Here is a 19,784-nt window from a genome sequence, read left to right as displayed (position 1 = left end):
CACTACTGCCATCGGCTCATGCGGTGCGCGGTGCGGAGTAAGTCGAAGTTTCATGCTTCTTCACCTCGAACCGCTGTGCGGTTGCTCGCCGAGCAGCGGTGGGGGAGTCACCACGACCGCTCGCACGGATGGCACGTCCGTCGAGGCGGCGACCTGGCGCGATGCCGACGTAGACGGTCGAGCCGTCAGCCTTGGTCTGGGTCGAGATGGCGACCTCGCCCATCTCGCCCGGCTGCAAGGGAACTTGGGGCACTGCTTTCTCCTCCCTCCGCGGTGTCACGTGGGGGTGCCCACGAACACGCTCGCACATGCTTCGTCTATACATCGAGTGCATCGTGAACAGTAACCACGGCCGGGGCTGGCCGGGTGTCCGCGCATGGCTTCGTCTACCCCTCCGCGACGCCCTCCGCCCCGGCCGTTTGTGTTTTGTCAAGTTGTTGTAGGCCGTTTCGGCGCGGTTTTTTAGGCCGGGGTGGCGTGGTTTTGGGCCGTTTGGGCGTTGCTGGGTTTTCGGGTTATTTCATCAGGGCGTTTGCCATGCGGTAGGACTGGCCGGTGAAGGTGATCATGCGGCCGTGGTGGACGATGCGGTCGATTGCGGCGGCTGCCATGTCGTCGCTGCCGAAGACGTGGCCCCATTGGGAAAACGCGAGGTTGGTGGTGATGATGAGGCTGCGTTGTTCGTAGGCATCGGCGATGGCTTGGAATAAAAGCCTCGCCCCGTCGGTGTCGATTGGGATGTAGCCGAGTTCATCGATGACGAGCAGTTCGTTTTTGCCGAGGGGTGCGAGTTCTTTGTCGAGTTTGCCGACAAGTTTTGCGTTGCGCAGATGGTCGACCAGGCTGGCGGCGGTGAAAAACCTTGCAGGAGTGCCTCTGAGACATGCCGCGGTGACCAGGGCGATGGCGAGGTGTGTTTTGCCGGTGCCGACATCACCGTAGAAGACGAGGTCTTCACATCCGTTGAGGAAGTCGAGGGTGGTGAGGTGTTCGCGGGTGATGTCGGCGGGCAGAGTTACCGGGGACCAGTCGTAGTTGTCGAGAGTTTTTCGTACCGGGATTCGTGCTCGGTGCATCAGGCGGCGCGCTCTAGATGCGGATCTGGATTCAAGTTCAGCTTCGAAAAGCTCAATGAGTATGTCGCACTGGCGTGGGGTGGCATGGTCTGCGCATTCGCGTAGCACCGCGGTGGTCAGGTAGAGCTGGCGACCGAGTGCCACCACGCGGTCTTTGCTGTTGGTGGTGTCGGTGCTCATTTTAGGTCTCCTCCTCATGATCAGGTGTGGTGGTGCTGGTGGCGAGCAGCTGATCGTAGGTGGTGAGATTCGCTCGCGCGTGCTGTGTTGGTGGTGGGGCGCTGTAGCGCGCGGCGATGCCGAGGTGTGGCCCGGTCGGTGTCGCGTTGGTTTCCAGCAGTGCCGCGGCAGCGGTGACGGTGGTGTCGAATCCGCATTCTGTGGCGGTGGTTTCGGCGTGGGTGAAAAACTCCCTGCGGGTTGTCGCATCTGCTGCGTCGAGATAGCCCACGACAGCGTCCGGCATGTGGCGGCGAAGTGGTGAGTTCGCCCACGCCCCGGGCTTTTTCGCCAGCGAAGGCAAAACACTCAGTGGGTTGATCACCGTTTCCTCTGTGGTGCCGAAGACTCGTGGCAGTGCGACGATGCGTCGGGCGTTGTCGTCTAAGACGGTGATGGTGTCATGCGATAGCTCCACCGTGACTTGCCTTCCCGCCCAGGCAGGGCCCACAAGGTAGCGATTGCCGCCGACTGTGACGACCCCGGTCTTATCGGTGCGGCGCACTTCGAAGCGCACCGGGTTAAACCTCACCGACGGGCACGCTTTGAGCGCTTGCTGATCCTGTTGGAATAGCTCCCCGATCGTGGCCGACTTTTTGTAGTGGATCTGGTCGGCAAACGCGGCGCACCCGGAGCTGAGATAGTCGTTTAGCTCCGCCAGGCTGGCTACTTCAGGCACAGGCACACACAGGTTGCGCCGGATGAAACCGACCGCGTTTTCCACGTTGCCTTTCTCATGGCCCGAGTACGGGTTGCAGTAGCGAGCCTTCGTCCGATAGTGCGCCTTAAACGCGGCGAAGAGTTCGGATTCCACCACGTTGGGACCCAAGCGGCGCCCAATGGCGGTGGCGTTGTCGAAGTGTCAAGCCCCGAGTTTTGTAGAGGGTCCTATTGTTGTCGATTAGGCCGCTTGGGTGTTCGCGGCGGTGTATTCCTGATGGACCTGGCGGGGTGGGCGGTACCCTAGCGCCGAGTGCAAGCGGCGGTTGTTGTACCAGCCGACCCATGTCGACGTCGCGACGAGAACATCTCGCAGTGCCGGCCAGGTCCTACGGTCGATGAGTTCAGCTTTGAACACTGAGTTCAGCGCTTCTGCCATCGCGTTGTCTCAGGAGTCTCCCCGCGAGCCAACCGAAGCGATAACCTGCGACTGGGCCAAGGTCTCTCCGTAGACGACCGACCTGTACTGCACGCCCCTGTCTGAGTGATGGATCAGACCGGAGACATCTTCACCGGCACGCAGGCGCGCTGACAAGGCCATGTCAAGTGCGTCTTTAGCCAGTGACGTGCGCATGTGGTTGGTGATCTGCCAGCCAACAATCTCCCGGGTATACGCGTCGAGGACGAACGAGGCGTACACCCACCCGGCACGCGTGGGGATGTATGTGATATCCGCGACCCACAGCCGGTTCGGCGCATCGACACAAAAGTCGCGCTCGACCAAGTCGACTGGGCAGTTATCGGGGGCAGCGCTCACGGGTGGAAGGCCTTTTCCTCCGGCGCCGGATACCACGGATGTTGTCGAGTGCCATGAGACGCTCGACGGTGCACCGGGCGACGTGACAGACATCGCCTCGGCGATTGACCTCGGCCCATAGTTTGCGCGCTCCATAGCAGGAGTAGTTGTCGTCGTAGATAGCACGCAAAGCTTTGCGTAGTTGTCGGTCGCGGATAGATCGAGATGATTCAGGCCGGGATTTGTGGGCGTAGTAGGTGCTCAGGGCGATTGTCGCGTCGGTTGCTGAAAGGGCGCGAATAATCGGCTCGACCCCGAATTCCTCCCGGTTGTCGTCGATGAACCGGACGACTACGTGTGTGGGCGCTCGCACTCCGCCGCGAAAAAAGCTGATGCTCTTTTCAAAATCTCGTTGGCGCGCTTCGCTTCAATCAGTTCAGCTCGCAGTCTGCGGTTTTCTGCTGCACAATCCACCGATTCAACCCGGGGTTGCCGCGCCGGATTGTTTATGAGCGCGGACCCAGCCGCGCAGAGTTTCCTTGCTCATTCCGAGCTCGACAGCGATGCGGGATATCGCACCACGAGACGTGTCAGGGTCAGCTTGCGCGTGCAGCACCAGTTCGATGGCGCGCTGCCTCAACTCAGGCGTGTACTTCGAGGGCATGTGTAGGGCTCCTTTTCCAAATTCCTACCCTCTATTAAACCCGGGGCGAACCAAAGACCATCTCTCTCGGCACCCCGCCGGCGGTGTCGATGACGTCCAACAGGCCGGTGATAACGCACTCGGCGGTCTCTCCGGCGAACGCCCTGCAAAACCGCATATTCGAGTACGGAAACGTTACCACCAAAAGGTGCACCACCTTAGCAGTTCCCGCCATAACGACCTCGGCTTGGCCGAAATCGACCTGGATGACCCCAGGTGACCATTCCAACTCCATGAACCCATCCCCTGGGGATGTGTGGTCCTGTTTCCACTGCTTGACGTAGCGCTGAACCGGGGAATACGAGCCGGTATATCCGTGCTCGTCGACGAGGCGGTCGCAAATGCGTCGCGCGGTGTGGCGCTGCTTTCGCGGCATGCGCTGATCATTCTCACACCAACCATCAATCACGGCGCACAGCGTCTCACCCAGCACGATCGAGCCGGGTTTACGCACCGTCACCGGCGGAGTGGGGCTGAAATCTTCCTGATTGACGTACTTATCGACCGTGGCCCGCGCCACGTTTACCGCTTTGGCAATCGCTCGTCTGGACATTCCCTCGTCATCGAGCTGCCTGATAGTTTCGATCGTGGTCATGCTGATCGTCATCTACTTTCTGGTCCTTTCCTGAAACATCCACGTCCCGAACCTCGCGAATAAACGAAGGCGGGACATTTCTCAGGAACAGAAACCTACTGGGGGATGGTTATCGGCATGGCCCTTTCTCTATCCAAAAAGGGGCCACACCAGTCACAGCCACATGGAGAAGTGGCCTAATTTTGCGCGCTGAAACGGACCAAAACAGGCCGCCAACACGGCCTACTTCCCAAGCCGAACCGGACCAACTACATCAGATCAGACACACCGTTGGCTATGCCCAGGCCATGCCGCGGGCCATGCCTCGGGCTATGTCAGGGCGAGGCCGGGGGATAAGCCGCGCGCTATGTCCGCGACCCCGCCGAACACGCCGCGGGGTGACCAGCTCGCGCCCGCGACCCGCCCGTGCACATGCCCCAGCACATGCCCACGGGCCTCGCGCACGCGCTCTGCCGAAAGCGGGTGCGTGGGCTGGTGCACGGGCTGGTGAGGTGTGTGTGGTGCTCGGCGTGGGGGTCGACGCGATGCGAAAACCCCCTGAAATGATGTCCCGGCCGGCCAGGAAGCCCGTGTTCACCCCGGACAACCCCGCCCGGACTTCGTGCCCGGGCGGGGCAGAGACCGTGGAAACACCCCCTGGAAAACCCCGCTCGGGCCCGGGAAACCTCTCGTATGAGAAAAGCACCACCGCGACTGCTCGCGGCGGTGCTGACAGACGATGTCGCGCTACACGGTGGGGGCGGCGTCTGGTGCTGTCCACCGCTGCGTGTGCTCGTCGAAAACGACGTCGCTAGCGCGGGTCACGCAGGCCTCCGGGTAGGGCGTGAGCATGCGGCTGAGCTCGGTCTCGGCCACACCCAGCGCACGTGCAATTTCGCGGCCCGCGACACCAGCCATGCACAGGCTCGCGGCCAGGCGCAGCGCCGCCGCGCGCTCGGCCGGGGTCGGGGCCAGCGCGGTGCACAGCGCGGCCAACGCTTCCTCCGCGGTGGGTGTGGGCTACGTCGCCGCGCCGGACGACGGCGCGGGCGTGTGCGCGCCGTCGGGACAGCGCCGTGTCTCCGCGCTCGGCCCAGTGACGGGTGATGACGCGGTGCCTATCCACCGTACCGCCCTCGGTCACGCCGCGGTGGTGTCGGCGATGAAGGAGGAGACCGTCAACCTCCGCCGTGGGTCATGCTGCGGCGGGGGTTGGTTCACATGCCGCCACCATCTAGGTGTGCACGAAAGTGCTTCGAGTAGCAGTCTCGCTGAAATACTAGACATCGGGCTTTATTTTGATGTCGGGTGTATTCCCGCATCATGCCAATAAGCCCAGATTGGAAGAAAACCGCAATGCACAAGCGACTACTCGCACTCTGTCTGGCCGTGGCCATGCCAGTGGCGGCCATGCAACCAGCCCACACTGCGACGCCCGAAATCACCGCTGCAAAAGCCGCCAAACCAGCCTCCGAAACCCTCTCGCAACCAGATTTTTCTGGTGGCTCCGAAACGGAAACCGAAGACATCCATGAGCAGCTGGATTCTGAGCTTAAATACCTTTCTAGTCTACCGGCGGATGAACTGGATGCCGAACTTCAATCGCTTGAGCGCAACGACGGAACAGCTCCGAGGGTTGCACCGCTCGTCATCGTGGCTGCGATCGGATGCGCGGTAGGAATCGGGGGCGCAGTCTTTACAAAATCGTGGGAGGACCCGAACAGTGCTGTGTGGGCTCTCGCAGGCGTACTCACCGGCTGCATTCCCGGAGCCCAGCAGGCTAAGCTCGTTCAAGTCATTATGAATAACAAGCAAATGATCGCCACCGCCCTCAAGAAAGTCGGTGCGTTCAGCCTCGCTGCGGCGATCCTTGGTGCGAATATCGCTCCTGTCGCGATTGCACCTAACGAGTAATTAGAGGAGCCGTTCTATGAGCCTACGAAAATTCCTGTGGATTTGCGCGGGCGTCGGGACTTTGCTTGCAGGGTATGTAAAAGAAGCTCCTTCTCTTCTGTTAGTAACTCTTCTCTTCGTCGCTGCCATTCCGACAGCACTACTAATTGCGTCGCCTTCGGAGCCAAAAGGCGGCCTTAAGGCCGTCGGCCTGCTTGCGATTTGTATTGCTATAGGGGCATTCGTTCCGCTAGTTTTGGTCTTCGCTTTTGCTGGTTATATAGCGGTGACCTGGTATTCGGTTACCCCCGCTGAGTCCTCAGAGCACACTATCTCACCGAAAGGCTGATTGGAGCAAGGACGGAACACAGCTTCAACGGGTTAAACGACAAAATGTGTGTCCGGAATTGGTGGTTTCCGGTATCTGACCTGGGTGATTTCTGGAAGTATATGCCTCAAGAGCGTATATCCGCTGTTGTGGTCGTATATCTCCGGTGTGGCGTGGTTGATGTGGTAGGGGCCGGTGGTGTGGTGGCTCAATGCCGAAGAACCGACCCCGCTGCGCTGTGTGCGGCGGCGAAATGAAGCGTAATGGGAAAACCTCTGCGAACCGCACTCGGTGGCGATGCAAGATCTGCGGTGCCTCCGTCACGAAACGACGGCCCGATATCACCAACGCCGCCGCCTTCAACGCCTTTATCACTCACGTCACCACGGGTGACAGTCTGAAAATCACCGCTGCCAAAACAGGCTGGGGTGCGCACCGTGTTTCACGTCCACGACGAGATCGTCGCCGAGGTAGAGACCGACGTCGAGGCCGCGGACTAGGTCGGGATCATGGAGACGAACCCCGCGTGGGCGGCTGGTCTGCCGCTCGCAGCCGAGGCCGAAATGCTGGATTTCTACAAGAAGTAATTCGAGAAAGCGCCAATACTAGGCTCGGGTTGTCCTGCTGAAAGCCTCAACCTGTGTTTAAACCTGCATGAGGGAACCCGCACGTAGCCCGAATGTAACGAAGGCTGAAAGGTAAACATTTTGAAATTGAAAAGCAGTAAACTGCTGGCGGCAATAGTGGCCATCTCCGTGGGCTTGTCGCCCGTCGCTGTGGCTAATGCTAAAACGGCGACCGCGCCGGAGCCTTTGATCGCAGTTCGAGAAGCGCAGCAGAACGTTACTCCAAAGGCATTGCAGGCTCAGAAGGAATTGCAATCTCCAGAGGTGCAAACCTATGGTGCAAGGGGCTTCTTGATCAAACAAGCGCTGCGTTTAGTCAGTTCGCTACTTCGAAATCACAGGGTCACCGAAGTTATCGATGCAGCTCGCAAGCGCGGATTCATTGATGATGATATGGCTAACGCGATCAGTGCACGGCCAGATCAAATCGCAGATGCCATCGACAACACATTGAGCGTGGCCGGTGACTATGAAGAAGGTATCAAGGAAAGGCTGACTAAAAACCTTACTCCAATCGTAGGTGGCACACTAGCCTCGGCGTCGCTGACGCTCTGATGTTCGTGTTCTTTTAAGGTGGCCCTCAATGGAAGATAATTCGGCGAGCCTAGCTGATCTAGAGCGAAGGATAGAATTCCTGTCCGCTCAAGTAGAACGGCTTGTAACCCTGCATCACCCATTTCCGCCACCTTATGTAGAGTTTCGGAAAGCAGCGATGCTCGCTGCATTGACTTTCGAACAAGAAGTTTTATCCCAGAAGCTTCTGGGAGCAGTGGTTGCGCACAACGATGGCCATAGTGTTGATGTTAGGAAAGGCTTGTTGCCCTTTCCTAAGGAAACCATCGAATTGTTCAATGAGTATTCAGCTAAGGCGGTGATCGAAGCTGATCAGACAATCGACATGCTCAAAACCTTTGTCCCAAGTGGTGCGGTGGCCAAGGATCTCTTCGAGGCGTGGGAAATAGGCCGGTCCGTAATCCGCAAAAACAACGGCGAATCGTGAATCCGGCTACAGGCCTTTAACGTTCGCTGCCCAAGCGAACGGCACATGCTCCCACGCCCCGGCACAGCCGAGCGCTCCGCGATGTCCTGACCAGGCCAGAGCACAGAACACCCCCGCACGCAGTTCAGGGCGATGAAGAAAGCGAGCCAGAAGAAGGGGGTGTTGAGGCCGCGCGTGTACATCATCGTGTCAATGAGCCCTGGCCCTACGTGGACACGGCCGTGGGCACGGTGAGGTCCGGTGTGTGGCGCTCAGCGTGCCCGCAGTGACCTGCTCAGCGCGGTGTTACGTTGCGCGGGGGTCTTGACAATTCACTGGTGCTTTCTAGAATAGGAGTGCCTATCCTTAGTGAATTAGGTGATGTCAGTGTTGTCGAATGATTGGTGGGTTTATGTCTTCCAAGGTTTCTTTGGTGGTGCTTGCTGCAGCCTCGTTGGCGCTTTGCTCGTGTGCTGGGGAGGAGCAGGGACGTTCTGAGTCGGCGCCTAGTGGAGCTTCTGAGCCGGTGACGCTTGCGCATCCGTCTTTTGATGGGGCGGAAATCGAGTTTGAGAGTCAGCCTGAGGAGCTTGTGATGGATTGTTATGCCTACAGTTCGTTGCATGAGTATGGTCTGACGCCGGCTGCGTTGTTTGGTTATGACTGTGAGGATCCTTTCGTCATGGGGGATCTTGATATTTCGGGTATTGAGCGGATTGGTACCAATGCTGAGATTGATATGGAGAAGCTGGCGGAGATTGGGCCTGATGCAGTTATTGGTAATGGCTCGTTGGAGGGGTGGAGTTGGTTTGATGAGACGGTGAATGCGCAGTTGCTTACGGTTGCTCCTTTTGTACCGTTGCCGCGTGATGAGTCGGTGGAAGAAAGTATTGCGCAGACGCGTTATCTTGCGGACTTTTTCGGTGGGGATGTAGATAGTGCCCAGGTGCAGCAGTCGGATGAGGAGCTTGAGCAGGCGAAGGGCGAGTTCCAGGACGTGATGGAAGGGGGTGATCTTTCTTTCATGCTGGTCAGCCCGACGCAGGAGATGTTGTATACCGCTGTTGGTTTCCCGCAGGCTGATCTTTTGGAGAGTTTGGGGGCGAGGATTGTTGGCGCGCCTGAGCCGGAAAGTGGTAATCCCTGGGGTCGAGTTGCGTGGGAGGAAGCCGCGTCGTATCCGGCGGATATTCTCCTAGTTGAGGGGTATGACGAGTCGTATTCTTTTGATAATGAGTTGTGGAATACACTTCCTGCGGTTCAGGCTGGTCAGCTGGGGCCGTGGGCGTCGAAGGGTGCGATGACGTCACGCAGTTACGCGCAGTGGCTTCGTGAGGTCACGAAGTTGGCTGCCTCGGCCGAGAAAGTTGCCTAGCTTTCGTGAGTACGGTGACGACGAGGCTGCGCCCAAGCGACAAAACTCGGTGGGCTGGTGTCGTGCCCCTCGCTGTATTGTGTGTGAGCGCGCTTGTCGCGAGCATGCTGGTCGGCTCCCGTCATGTCGAGGCTGCGGACGTTGTCTCGCTGCTGCTTAACCCAGACCCCGCTGACCCGGAGTCGCAGACCGTCTGGTTGTCGCGAGTGCCGCGGACGGTTCTCATCCTCGTCGCGGGTGCTGCGTTCGGCGTGGCCGGGGCGCTCATGCAGGCGGTCACGCGTAACCCGATGACGGACCCGGGCATCCTGGGGGTCAACGCTGGTTCCTCGCTGGCCGTGGTGGTGGGCCTCGCCTTCTTCGGGTTGACCGATATCCGCCAGTACATGTGGTGGGCCTTCGGAGGTGCGATGGTGACCTCTGTGGTGGTTTTCGCCATTGGAAATTCGGGCCCAGTGCGCGGCAGCCCCGTCCGGATGACGCTCTCGGGTGTCGCCCTAGGCGCGGTGCTGTCTGGTTTCACGTCCGCGGTGTTGCTGACTAATTCGCAGCTCTTGGCGCAGATGCGAGGGTGGTCTGCGGGGACGACCGCGTCGCAGCCCTTGAACGACACGCTGGTGATTGTGCCCTTCATCATCCTGGGCCTCATCATCGCGATTTCCGCGTCGCGCTCGCTTGATGTGCTTGCGCTTGGCGAGGCTTCGGCCGTGTCGCTGGGAACAGACCCGACGCGTGTGCGCCTCGTGGCGCTTGTGTCCATCACGTTGCTCGCTGGTGGTGCAACAGCCGCTGCTGGTCCCATCGCCTTCCTCGGGTTGATGGCCCCGCATTTGGCGCGCTCGTTGGTGGGACCCCACCAAGGCTGGATCATCGCGTACTCGGTGCTTATCGCGCCGACAGTGATGGGTTTCGCCGACGTCCTTGGCCGGGTGATCACCACCGGTGAAGTTCCGGTGGGCGTGGTCACGGCATTCATCGGTGCGCCGCTGTTGATTTACATGGTGCGCCGTTATCGGGTCGCGGAGGTGTAAGACGATGACAACGCTAGATTACGGGCGCCGCGTCATGCGGGTGGGCCCAGGCATGCTTGTCGACGCCCGCTCGCTCGTCCTGTGCACAATCCTGTGGAGCATCATTGCCGTGCTCGCGATCTTTGCTGTAACAACAGGGTCGGCGTCGATAAGCCTGGGCGAGGTCGTCGACGTGATACGAGGGCGCGGTGATGACTACACGTCGATGGTGGTGGGCGAGTGGCGTGCGCCGCGGGTCGTTTTGGCGATTATCCTCGGCGTCTGCTTGGCGCTGAGCGGGGCGATATTTCAGAATCTGACGCGAAACCCGTTGGGCTCGCCGGATGTGATCGGGTTCCAAACGGGTGCGTTTACGGGCGCGCTCGTGGTCATGCTGGTTCTGCGCGGCGGGGCGGCGGCGACGATGATGGGCGCGCTGGCCGGTGGCATCGCCACGGCGCTCGTGGTGTTTTTCTTGTCCTCTTCGCAGGGGGCGGTGAAGGCGGTGCGCCTGATCATCGTCGGTATCGGTGTGGGCGCTATGCTCTCGTCCTTCAACGTGTGGCTGATGCTGACGGCGACGGTGGAAGACGCGACCATGGCTGGGCTCTGGGGAGCGGGCAACCTGTCGGGTGCGTCGTGGCAGACGGTGGTGGTTGTCGGTGTCGGGTCGGGTGCGTTCGTTCTCGGGGCTGCCGTGCTGGGACGGCCGTTGCGCCTGCAGCAAATCGGTGTGCCTTTTGCCACGGCGCTCGGCCAGAACGTGCGGTTGGTGCAGGTAGCGGCGCTCCTGGTGGGAATAGGCCTGACCGCTGTGGCCACGGCCTCGGTGGGGCCCATCTCCTTTATTGCGCTGGCATCCCCGCAGATTGCTCGCCGCCTTGCGCGCACCGATGGGCTTGCGCTCGGGCCGAGCGCCGCCGTTGGTGCGTTGCTTCTTTTGCTTGCAGACGTCACTGCGCAGCGTATTTACCCGGTGTCGCCGCTTCCGGTCGGCATCGTCACCGTCTCTATCGGCGGACTGTATTTTTTGTGGTTGCTTTTACGGGAAGGAAAGAACCGATGACACGACTCGAAGCTTCAGGTGTGGCCCTGGCGTACGGCGACAAGGTGGTGTGCGAGGACATCAGCGCGCCTATCCCCGATGGGGAGTTCACCGTCATCGTCGGGCCGAACGCGTGCGGAAAGTCGACGTTGCTGAAAAGCCTGACGCGCCTGCTTGCGCCCTCGCGTGGCAGCGTACTCCTTGATGGGCGCCAATTGCACACGATGCCGACAAAACAGGTTGCCCGGGAGGTGGGCCTCTTGCCGCAGGGACCGGTCGCCCCCGACGGGGTGCGGGTTGTCGACCTTGTCAATCGCGGGCGTTACCCGCATCGCGGGATGTTTTCTCCCTGGTCGCCGAGGGACGAGGAGGCGGTGGCCGCCGCTATGGAGTCCACGGGGGTGCGGGAGCTGTCGGGCCGCTACGTCGACGAGCTTTCTGGCGGGCAGCGCCAGCGGGTGTGGATGGCGGTCGCGCTCGCTCAGCAGACTCCGATTCTGTTGTTGGATGAGCCCACAACCTACCTGGACCTCAGCCACCAGATCGAGCTTTTAGAGCTGTGCCGCAGCCTCAACCGCAACCAGGGGCATACCCTCGTTGCGGTGCTGCACGACCTCAACCAGGCAGCGCGCTACGCCGACCACATCATTGCGATGAAAGACGGTCAAGTGGTGGCCACCGGTACACCGCAGGAGGTGATCACCGAGGAGCTTGTCGCCGAGGTCTTTGGCCTCGACGCCAGGGTAATCGAGGATCCGGAGTCGCGTAGCCCGCTGGTGGTGCCGCGGTGGGAGCACCCGCGTGCCGAGGCGCAGTCGCGGGAGACTGCCGCCGTGGGCAGCGAGCGCTAGGGTGGCGCCTGCCACGGCTGCATCTCCGCTCATAATTCGGGGTGGTGTCGGGGCCGGTGTCTAGACTGGGGTGCCGTGACTAAGCGCCTCCTACTTATCGACGGACATTCCATGGCCTTCCGGGCCTTTTACGCGCTGCCGGCGGAGAACTTCTCCACCTCCGGCGGGCAGCACACGAACGCGGTCTACGGCTTTCTTTCGATGTTCGCCAACATCCTGGCGGAGGAAGAACCGACCCACGCCGCGGTCGCCTTCGACGTCGGCCGCACGACCTTCCGCACCGAGAAGTTCCCCGAGTACAAAGCGCAGCGCGAGGCGGCGCCGCCGGAGTTCAAGGGCCAGGTTCCCCTGATCAACGACGTGCTCAACGACCTCGGCGTGGTCACCCTGTCGAAGGAGAACTTCGAGGCCGATGACATCGTGGCCACCCTTGTCACCGAGGCCCGCGCGGAGGGCGGCTACGAGATCGTCATCGTCACCGGCGACCGCGATTATTTGCAGCTTGTCGACGCCACCACGACCGTCCTCTACCCAACCCGCGGAGTCTCCGTGCTCACACGTTTTACCCCGGAGGAGGTGGAGAAGAAGTACGGGCTGACACCGCAGCAGTACCCCGACTTCGCGGCGCTGCGCGGCGACCCCTCCGACAACCTGCCCAGCGTGCCGAAGGTGGGGGAGAAGACCGCCACGAAGTGGATCCTGCAGTACGGCAGCCTCGACGGTCTCATCGAGCACGCCGAGGAGATCAAGGGCGTGGCCGGTAACAACTTCCGGGAGCGCATCGACCAAGTCAAGCTCAACCGAGAGCTCACGCGCATGGTCACCGACGTTGAGTTGCCCGTTACTCCAGCTGATCTTGAGCTCAAGCCGACGGACGTTTCACGCGTGGCCAAGGCCTTCGACGACCTGGAGTTTGGCGCCAACCTGCGCGAGCGCGTGCTCGCCGCCGTGCCCACGGAGGGCCACGAGCCCGAGCCTACGGTGGAGCTTAGCGCCGTCGAGGTCTCCGAGGAACCGCTCGACGAGTGGCTCGCCGCCCGTGAGGGGGAGGGGCTCGCACTCTACGTCACGGGCAACGGCGCCCCGTACGGCGGGGACGTCGAGGCGTTGGCGATTGTGGATAAGCAGCGGCGGGGCGTCGAAAAGCGCGCGGCGGATCTGAGCCCGGAGGAGGAGAAGGCCCTCGCCGAGTGGGCTTCTTCGGACGCGCCGAAGTACCTGCACGAGGCGAAACTCGTCTACCACATGCTCGCCGCCTGGGGGATCAGCCTGCGCGGCATCGCGCACGACACGGCGATCGCGGCCTACCTGCTGCGGCCGGGGCAGCGGACCTACGATCTTGGCGACGTCTACCAGCGCCACCTCCAACGCCAGCTCGGCGAGGTGAGCCCCGCTGACGCGGCCGGTGCCGTGCTGGAGCTGGCGGGCGAGCTCACCGAGCGGCTGCGCGAGATCCAGTCCTTCGAGCTCTACGCCGACCTGGAGATCCCGCTGGTGCGCATCCTCGCGGAGATGGAGCACGCCGGCATCGCCGTCGACGTCTCCGTGCTCGAGGGCGAGCTCGAGGCGTTCACGCAGAAGGTGGCGGACGTCGAGGAGCACGCGCGCGGGCTCGTCGATGAGCCCGAGCTCAACTTGTCCAGCCCGAAGCAGCTGTCCGTCGTGCTCTTCGACAAGCTCGAGCTGCCGAAGACAAAGAAGACCAAGACCGGCTACTCCACCGCGGCGAAGGAGATCGAGTCGCTGGCGGCGAAGAACCCGCACCCCTTCCTCGACGCGCTGTTGGCGCACCGCGAGTACCAGAAAATGAAGTCGACCATCGAGGGGCTCATTAAGGCGGTGCAGGACGACGGCCGCATCCACACCACCTTTAACCAGACGGTCGCCTCGACCGGGAGGTTGTCCTCGACCGATCCGAACCTGCAGAACATCCCGGTCCGCACCGACGCCGGCCGCGTCATCCGCTCGGCGTTTACCGTCGGGGAGGGCTACGAGCGGCTGCTCACCGCGGACTACTCGCAGATTGAGATGCGCGTGATGGCGCACCTGTCCCAGGACGACGGGCTCATCGAGGCCTACCGGGCGGGCGAGGACCTGCATAACTTCGTCGGCTCGCGCGTTTTCGACGTGCCGATTGATAGGGTCACCCCGGAACTACGCCGCCGCGTCAAGGCGATGAGCTACGGCTTGGTCTACGGGCTTTCGGCCTACGGCCTGTCCCAGCAGCTGGATATCCCGGCCTCCGAGGCGAAGAAGATCATGGAAAGCTACTTCGAGCGCTTCGGCGGGGTCAAGCGCTACCTCGACGAGGTGGTGGAGCAGGCGCGCCGCGACGGCTACACGGAGACCGTCTTCGGCAGGCGCCGCTACCTGCCCGAGCTCACCTCGGACAACCGCGTCGCCCGCGAGAACGCGGAGCGCGCCGCGCTCAACGCGCCGATCCAGGGCACCGCCGCCGACATCATCAAGGTGGCGATGATCCGTGTGGACGGTGCTTTGGAGCACCTGCGCTCGCGCGTCCTGCTCCAGGTGCACGACGAGCTCGTCGTCGAGGTTGCCCCGGGCGAGTTCGACGAGGTTACGCAGATCGTGGAGCAGGAGATGGACGGGGCCATCCGGCTGCTAGTTCCCCTCGAGGTCTCCACCGGCACGGGTGCGAACTGGGACGAGGCGGGGCACTAAGCATCGCGGGAAATGCCCGGCCGCACGCGGTGGACAACGCACGGCATCGGCCTTCTGCGGGCGGGTGAACGTCGTCACGCGTGCGAAAGCTCCCGGGCGGCGCAGGGGTGAGCCTTGCGCGGGGCACGAATATTTGCTCGAGCTGGGGAAAGAGGCTAGAGTGCTGGGTGCGTGTCTGTGCTAAGGGGCGTTCTGGGTCGTATAGGAGGGCCGGGGACGCGGCCGAGGCGAGATCGAAGCGCCCGCGTGGCGCCTGCGAGAGACGCGCTCATGTACACTTTCGACCTCCTATCCGTTTCGGAGCACTCTCACCTATGCCCACTTCTAACGCACCCCAGGTTGCCGTCAACGACATCGGCAGCGCTGAGGACTTTCTTGCCGCTGTCGATGCGACCATCAAGTACTTCAATGATGGCGATATCGTCACCGGCACCGTCGTCAAGGTCGACCACGACGAGGTTCTCCTCGATATCGGGTACAAGACCGAGGGCGTCATTCCCACCCGCGAGCTGTCCATCAAGCACGACGTCGACCCGGACGAGGTCGTCGAGGTCGGCGATGAGATCGACGCGCTTGTCCTGACCAAGGAGGACAAGGAAGGCCGCCTGATCCTGTCCAAGAAGCGCGCACAGTACGAGCGCGCCTGGGGCACGATCGAGGAGCTGCAGTCCAACGACCAGCCGGTCACCGGCACCGTCATCGAGGTTGTCAAGGGCGGCCTCATCCTCGACATCGGTCTGCGCGGCTTCCTGCCGGCCTCCCTCGTTGAGATGCGCCGCGTGCGCGACCTGGAGCCGTACATCGGCCAGGAGCTCGAGGCGAAGATCATCGAGCTGGACAAGCACCGCAACAACGTCGTGCTGTCTCGCCGCGCCTACCTGGAGGAGACCCAGTCCGCGGTCCGCTCCGACTTCCTGCACCAGCTGCAGAAGGGCCAGGTCCGCAAGGGCGTCGTGTCCTCCATCGTCAACTTCGGCGCGTTCGTCGACCTTGGCGGTGTCGACGGCCTGGTTCACGTCTCCGAGCTGTCCTGGAAGCACATCGACCACCCGTCTGAGGTTGTCACCGTGGGTGACGAGGTCACCGTCGAGGTCCTCGACGTCGATCTCGACCGCGAGCGCGTCTCCCTGTCGCTGAAGGCGACCCAGGAGGATCCGTGGCGCGTCTTCGCCCGCACCCACGCTGTGGGCCAGATCGTCCCGGGTAAGGTCACCAAGCTCGTGCCGTTCGGTTCCTTCGTCCGCGTCGAGGAGGGCATCGAGGGCCTCGTCCACATCTCCGAGCTGGCTCAGCGCCACGTGGATGTGCCGGACCAGGTCGTCAACGTGGGCGAGGAGGTCATGGTCAAGGTCATCGACATCGACCTCGACCGTCGCCGTATCTCCCTGTCTCTCAAGCAGGCTGACGAGGACTACTCCGAAGAGTTCGACCCGTCGCGCTACGGCATGGCCGACTCCTACGACGAGCAAGGCAACTACATCTTCCCCGAGGGCTTCGACCCGGAGACCAACGAGTGGATGGAAGGCTACGACGAGGCCCGCCAGGAGTGGGAGGCCCGCTACGCTGAGGCGGAGCGCCGCTTCCAGGCCCACACCGCTCAGATCGAGCGCCACCGCGCCGCCGCGGCCGAGGCCGCCGAGCAGGGCACCGACTACTCCTCCGAGTCTGCCGCTGCAGCTCCGGCAGCGGACCAGGCTGAGGAGTCCATCGGGTCCCTTGCGTCCGATGAGCAGCTGGCTGCGCTGCGCGAGAAGCTGGCCGGCAACTAAGAGCTAGCCGCATGCACCCGCCTCCCGTGTCTGGGAGGCGGGTTTTCGTTTACCATGGGCCGCATGCTCAGGATTGGATTGACCGGCGGGATCGGCAGCGGCAAGTCGACGGCCGCGCGGCTTCTCGGGGAGGCTGGTTTCCCCGTCGTCGACGCGGATCAGGTTGCGCGCGACATCATGGACCCCGGCTCTCCGGTACTAGAGAAGGTGGCGGAAGCGTTTGGCGCCGACCTCATCGACGAGACCGGCCGACTCAACCGCGGTGATCTGGCGCGCCGCGCCTTTGCCACGGAGGCGGAGACCGAGAAGCTCAACGCGATTACCCACCCGGCCATTCGCACGGAGGCGGAGCGCCGCCTGACCGAGCTGGCGGAGGCGGGCACCCGCGCAGCCGTCTACGATATGCCTCTGCTGTTTGAGCTCGGGATTGACGCCACGATGGACCTCACCGTCGCCGTGGTTGCCGACGTGGACGTGCGCGTGCGCCGACTCGTGGAGCAGCGCGGCCTCGACGAGGAAGACGTGCGCAACCGTATCGCCCGCCAGGTGAGCGACGAGGTGCGCCGAGCAAAGGCCGACGTGCTGCTGGACAATAACGGCACTTTGGAGGACTTGCGCCGGCAGGTGAACACTGTGTGCGAGCAGATCAACGCACTGTCTTAAGACGTTCAACTATTGGCCAATTCCCATTAATCTGCGTCCGCTACGGTGTCCGTCCATGGGTACGTGGAACTATGGGCCCTTTGACAACGACAGCGCCCGGGACGCCGTCCGCCACTTGGCGGACGGTTCTTTTGACATGGCCCAGTTCCGCTTCGATTGCGGTGATGCCCCGCTGGACTCCGACCGCGCCGAGACCGTCGTCGCGCTCGTTGCGGTGATGAACGGGCACCTTCCGCGCGGCGGCGACCGCCGCGCGCTGCGGTACACCTTCACCTTCCGCGACCGCCACTGGCTGCGTTCGAAGGTGCGCGAGGCGATGGACCCGCGGACGTCCGAGCTCTACGCCCTCTGGGACGAGACGGGGGAGCTGGCCGAGTGGCTCAAGGAGACGAGGAAGGTCATTTACTAGAACGCAGTAGCGATAGGATGGGTGCATGGCTTTCGCTGCTGAACATCCCGTCCTCCCCCAGTCCGAGTTTCGCCCCGTCGGCGAGATCGAGCGCCGTGAGAAGCCCTTCGAGGTCGTCTCCGAGTACCAGCCCTCGGGCGACCAGCCGACGGCTATTCACGAGCTCCACGAGCGGCTGCAGCGCGGCGAGCGCGACGTTGTCCTCATGGGTGCCACCGGTACCGGTAAATCCGCGACGGCGGCCTGGCTGATCGAGCAGCAGCAGCGGCCCACGCTGGTCATGGCGCCGAACAAGACGCTCGCTGCGCAGCTGGCCAACGAGCTGCGCCAGCTGCTGCCCAACAACGCGGTCGAGTACTTCGTGTCGTACTACGACTACTACCAGCCGGAGGCCTACATCGCGCAGACCGATACCTACATCGAGAAGGACTCTTCGATCAACGACGACGTCGAGCGCCTGCGCCACTCGGCCACGTCGGCGCTGCTCAGCCGCCGCGACGTTGTGGTGGTGGCCTCAGTTTCGTGTATCTACGGCCTGGGCACCCCGCAGTCGTATCTGGACCGCTCCATTGTGCTGCGGGTGGGGGAGGAGGTCGAGCGCGATCGCTTCCTTCGCTTGCTCGTCGACGTCCAGTACGAGCGCAACGACGTCGACTTCAAGCGCGGTACCTTCCGCGTCAAGGGCGATACCGTGGACATCATCCCCGCGTACGAGGAGGTTGCGGTGCGCATCGAGTTCTTCGGCGACGAGGTCGACGAGCTCTACTACATCCACCCGCTGACGGGCGAGGTCCTGAGCAAAGAAGACGAGGTCCGTATCTTCCCTGCGACCCACTACGTGGCCACCGACGAACGGATGGAGAAGGCCATCGAGGCGATCAAGGAGGAGCTCGCGGACCGGCTCGAGGACCTGGAAAACCGCGGCAAGCTGCTCGAGGCGCAGCGGCTGCGGATGCGCACGGAGTATGACCTGGAGATGATCCAGCAGGTCGGCTTCTGCTCCGGCATCGAAAACTACTCCCGGCACATGGACGGGCGCCCGCCGGGCTCGGCGCCGGCGACGCTCATCGACTACTTCCCCGAGGACTTCCTCACCATCATCGACGAGTCCCACGTCACCGTGCCCCAGATCGGTGGCATGTACGAGGGCGACATGTCGCGCAAGCGCAACCTGGTCGAGTTCGGGTTCCGCCTCCCCAGCGCCGTGGATAACCGGCCGCTGACCTTCGATGAGTTCGAGGCGCGTGTCGGCCAAACCGTCTACATGTCGGCGACGCCCGGCGGCTACGAGTTGGAGGCCTCGGGCGGTGAGTTTGTCGAGCAGGTGATCCGTCCCACGGGGCTCGTCGACCCGAAGGTGACCGTCAAACCGACGAAGGGGCAGATTGACGACCTCATCGACGAGGTCCGCCAGCGCGTGGACAAAAACGAGCGCGTCCTGGTCACCACCCTGACCAAGCGCATGGCCGAGGACCTCACCGACTACCTCGTGGACAACGGCATCAAGGTGCGCTACCTGCACTCCGACATTGACACTCTCCAGCGCGTGGAGCTCCTGCGCCAGCTGCGTCTCGGCGAGTTCGACGTGCTCGTCGGCATCAACCTCCTCCGCGAGGGCCTCGATTTGCCGGAGGTGTCGCTCGTGGCGATCCTCGACGCAGACAAGGAAGGATTCCTGCGCTCGACCACCTCGCTCATCCAGACCATTGGCCGCGCCGCCCGCAACGTCTCCGGCGAGGTGATCATGTACGCCGATTCCGTGACGGAGTCGATGCAGGCGGCGATCGACGAGACCGAACGCCGCCGAGAGAAGCAGATCGCGTACAACAACGAGCACGGTATCGACCCGCAGCCGCTGCGGAAAAAGATCGCGGACATCCTCGACCAGGTCTACGAGAACACCGACGAGGAGGGCGCTGCTGGCTCGTCGGGGGAGGCCGCCGTCGTCGACGCCCCCGACGTGTCCACCATGGCCTCCGACGAGGTGCAGAAGCTTATCGACGACCTCACGTCCCAGATGGGAGCCGCCGCGCGCGAGCTCAAGTTCGAGCTGGCCGGCCGGCTGCGCGACGAGATCGCGGATCTGCGCCGCGAGCTGCGTGGTATGAAAGAAACAGGAAACTAGG

The 19,784-nt window shown here is 62.5% G+C and carries 20 protein-coding genes, 1 pseudogene and 1 other annotated feature; of the genes and pseudogenes, 13 read left to right on the top strand and 8 right to left on the bottom strand.

Translation table 11 applies throughout. From position 1 onward, the window contains the following. Positions 1–515: 515 nt before the first annotated feature. From istB to BLT81_RS05120, 8 genes are all read right to left on the bottom strand, one after another. Positions 516–1,256: an IS21-like element helper ATPase IstB gene (istB, locus tag BLT81_RS05155; protein WP_019194932.1), complete on the bottom strand. Its 741-nt coding sequence runs from the start codon at positions 1,254–1,256 to the stop codon at positions 516–518. 1 nt (position 1,257) lies between these two features. Next, positions 1,258–2,112, bottom strand: a complete 855-nt coding sequence (locus BLT81_RS05150; protein ID WP_155860887.1) for a Mu transposase domain-containing protein — start codon at positions 2,110–2,112, stop codon at positions 1,258–1,260. 84 nt (positions 2,113–2,196) lie between these two features. Continuing rightward, complete coding sequence (locus BLT81_RS05145; protein WP_081583005.1) at positions 2,197–2,394, bottom strand: integrase core domain-containing protein; 198 nt, start codon at positions 2,392–2,394, stop codon at positions 2,197–2,199. Positions 2,395–2,403: 9 nt separating this feature from the next. Further along, positions 2,404–2,772: a DDE-type integrase/transposase/recombinase gene (locus BLT81_RS05140; protein ID WP_019194931.1), complete on the bottom strand. Its 369-nt coding sequence runs from the start codon at positions 2,770–2,772 to the stop codon at positions 2,404–2,406. Next, complete coding sequence (locus BLT81_RS05135) at positions 2,753–3,124, bottom strand: IS3 family transposase (RefSeq protein WP_172812376.1); 372 nt, start codon at positions 3,122–3,124, stop codon at positions 2,753–2,755. The genes BLT81_RS05140 and BLT81_RS05135 overlap by 20 nt, the downstream gene beginning before the upstream one ends. Beyond that, positions 3,014–3,142: a sequence feature (AL1L pseudoknot), on the bottom strand. Its footprint overlaps the gene before it by 111 nt. 87 nt (positions 3,143–3,229) lie before the next feature. Further along, positions 3,230–3,415, bottom strand: coding sequence for a transposase (locus BLT81_RS05130; RefSeq protein WP_019194930.1), 186 nt, complete (start codon positions 3,413–3,415; stop codon positions 3,230–3,232). A 34-nt stretch (positions 3,416–3,449) separates the two neighbouring features. Next, the gene (locus BLT81_RS05125) at positions 3,450–4,061 is read right to left on the bottom strand and encodes an IS21 family transposase (RefSeq protein WP_040421781.1); all 612 of its coding nucleotides are present in this window, start codon (positions 4,059–4,061) and stop codon (positions 3,450–3,452) included. A 714-nt stretch (positions 4,062–4,775) separates the two neighbouring features. Then, positions 4,776–5,024, bottom strand: a complete 249-nt coding sequence (locus BLT81_RS05120; protein ID WP_019194929.1) for a hypothetical protein — start codon at positions 5,022–5,024, stop codon at positions 4,776–4,778. A gap of 312 nt (positions 5,025–5,336) precedes the next feature. Here BLT81_RS05120 and BLT81_RS05115 point away from each other — a divergent pair, with 312 nt between their 5' ends. From BLT81_RS05115 to uvrB, 13 genes and pseudogenes are all read left to right on the top strand, one after another. Then, positions 5,337–5,942, top strand: a complete 606-nt coding sequence (locus tag BLT81_RS05115) for a hypothetical protein (RefSeq protein WP_155860885.1) — start codon at positions 5,337–5,339, stop codon at positions 5,940–5,942. A gap of 518 nt (positions 5,943–6,460) precedes the next feature. Then, positions 6,461–6,673 (top strand): annotated as a pseudogene (locus BLT81_RS12600) (transposase-like zinc-binding domain-containing protein); the annotation flags it as partial. A gap of 283 nt (positions 6,674–6,956) precedes the next feature. Beyond that, on the top strand, positions 6,957–7,430 hold the full coding sequence (locus BLT81_RS12595; protein ID WP_155860884.1) for a hypothetical protein: 474 nt from the start codon (positions 6,957–6,959) through the stop codon (positions 7,428–7,430). 28 nt (positions 7,431–7,458) lie between these two features. After that, a complete protein-coding gene (locus BLT81_RS05110; protein ID WP_155860883.1) occupies positions 7,459–7,875 on the top strand; it encodes a hypothetical protein in 417 nt (138 codons plus the stop codon). Positions 7,876–8,266: 391 nt separating this feature from the next. Beyond that, on the top strand, positions 8,267–9,229 hold the full coding sequence (locus BLT81_RS05105; RefSeq protein ID WP_040421820.1) for an ABC transporter substrate-binding protein: 963 nt from the start codon (positions 8,267–8,269) through the stop codon (positions 9,227–9,229). A gap of 83 nt (positions 9,230–9,312) precedes the next feature. Next, positions 9,313–10,260, top strand: coding sequence for a FecCD family ABC transporter permease (locus BLT81_RS05100; RefSeq protein WP_019194925.1), 948 nt, complete (start codon positions 9,313–9,315; stop codon positions 10,258–10,260). A gap of 52 nt (positions 10,261–10,312) precedes the next feature. Continuing rightward, complete coding sequence (locus BLT81_RS05095) at positions 10,313–11,305, top strand: FecCD family ABC transporter permease (protein ID WP_231286681.1); 993 nt, start codon at positions 10,313–10,315, stop codon at positions 11,303–11,305. Further along, complete coding sequence (locus BLT81_RS05090) at positions 11,302–12,135, top strand: ABC transporter ATP-binding protein (protein WP_040421776.1); 834 nt, start codon at positions 11,302–11,304, stop codon at positions 12,133–12,135. Before BLT81_RS05095 ends, BLT81_RS05090 begins: the two co-directional genes overlap by 4 nt. Positions 12,136–12,210: 75 nt before the next feature. Continuing rightward, positions 12,211–14,817, top strand: coding sequence for a DNA polymerase I (gene polA / locus BLT81_RS05085; RefSeq protein ID WP_269208322.1), 2,607 nt, complete (start codon positions 12,211–12,213; stop codon positions 14,815–14,817). Between the two features lie 314 nt (positions 14,818–15,131). Then, the gene (gene rpsA, locus BLT81_RS05080) at positions 15,132–16,586 is read left to right on the top strand and encodes a 30S ribosomal protein S1 (RefSeq protein WP_019194921.1); all 1,455 of its coding nucleotides are present in this window, start codon (positions 15,132–15,134) and stop codon (positions 16,584–16,586) included. A 63-nt stretch (positions 16,587–16,649) separates the two neighbouring features. After that, on the top strand, positions 16,650–17,249 hold the full coding sequence (gene coaE, locus BLT81_RS05075) for a dephospho-CoA kinase (RefSeq protein ID WP_040421818.1): 600 nt from the start codon (positions 16,650–16,652) through the stop codon (positions 17,247–17,249). Positions 17,250–17,304: 55 nt separating this feature from the next. Next, positions 17,305–17,658: a DUF4259 domain-containing protein gene (locus tag BLT81_RS05070; protein WP_019194919.1), complete on the top strand. Its 354-nt coding sequence runs from the start codon at positions 17,305–17,307 to the stop codon at positions 17,656–17,658. 25 nt (positions 17,659–17,683) lie between these two features. Next, positions 17,684–19,783 (top strand): excinuclease ABC subunit UvrB, encoded by a 2,100-nt coding sequence (gene uvrB, locus BLT81_RS05065; protein WP_019194918.1) that lies wholly within the window; start codon positions 17,684–17,686, stop codon positions 19,781–19,783. Position 19,784: the final 1 nt, after the last annotated feature.

It is taken from the genome of Corynebacterium timonense (assembly GCF_900105305.1).
Lineage (GTDB): Bacteria > Actinomycetota > Actinomycetes > Mycobacteriales > Mycobacteriaceae > Corynebacterium > Corynebacterium timonense.
This window is presented reverse-complemented; position numbering and strand designations above follow the sequence as displayed.